This window comes from Bartonella tribocorum (assembly GCF_002777915.1).
Classification (GTDB): Bacteria; Pseudomonadota; Alphaproteobacteria; order Rhizobiales; family Rhizobiaceae; genus Bartonella; species Bartonella tribocorum_A.
In genome coordinates this window covers 1-1,105 of record NZ_NJGE01000072.1, presented here as the reverse complement: position 1 = coordinate 1,105, position 1,105 = coordinate 1, and the positions used below count along the sequence as shown (strand labels likewise).

1 pseudogene is annotated in these 1,105 nt (G+C 40.4%); it reads left to right on the top strand.

Annotation, left to right across the window (positions count from 1 at the left end):
- Positions 1–1,105 (top strand): annotated as a pseudogene (locus CER18_RS10165) (Vomp family autotransporter); the annotation flags it as partial.

The following is a 1,105-nucleotide window of genomic DNA, read 5'->3' as shown; positions in this document are numbered from 1 at the left end:
GGATAAAACTCTCACCGCTCTCCACAATGTTGCTGATGGTAAGATTGTTGAAAATTCCCATGATGTGATCACAGGTGGCCAGATTAATGCAATTGGTGGTGATATTGCAAAATACTTAGGTGGAGGTTCCGCATTTACGAATGGTGCATTTACACAGCCAACGTATAAATTATCGGAGGTTTCTGAAGAAGGGCATGTGAAGTCAAAGGACTTTAATGATGTAGGAAGCGCCTTTACAGGTCTTGATGAGAATATCAAGAATGTGAATGATCGTATTAAGGAAGTCTCAGAGGGTGTTGCACAGGATTCTTTGAATTGGAGTAATACTGATGGTGCTTTTGTTGCTCAGCATGGGAAAGATGGAGCAAAAACGGCGAGCAAGATTAAGTATCTTGCCAATGGAGATATTTCTGCTGCTTCAACAGAAGCGATCACAGGTTCCCAGCTTTATGGTTTAGGAAGCAATGTTGCGCAGTACTTTGGAGGCGGAGCGAGTTATGAGAATGGCGCATGGAGTGCTCCAAGCTTCAAGGTTAAGACTGTCAAAGATGATGGTAGTTCTGAAGAGAAGGTTTATCAGACTGTAGCGGAAGCTTTAGCAGGGGTTGGTAGTTCTATCACAAATGTTAAACAAGAGATAAACAATGAAATTACTACTGTCGTTAGTGACAGTCTTGTTAAGCAAGCAAAAGATGGTGCTCCTATTACTATTGGTAAAGAAGTAGAAGGCACAATAATTAATCTTCAAAATAAGAATAATGAGAACCGCAGTATTTCTGGTTTGATGGGTGGAACAATCTCCAAAGATTCACATGAGGCGGTAAATGGCTCACAGCTTTTTGAGACCAATGATAAAGTTGCGACTTACTTAGGTGGCGGATCTGGTTATAAAGAAGGTCAATGGATTGATCCAACGTTTACAGTTAAAACTGTTACAGGCGATGGCAAGGAAGAAAATAAGACTTACAAAAATGTAGCGGAAGCTTTTGAAGGAGTTGGTGCTTCTATCACGAATGTCCAGAATAAAATTACCAATGAGATCACCAACCAAATTAATCATCTTCAGTCGGATGATTCAGTGGTTGTTCATTATGATAAGGCAGAT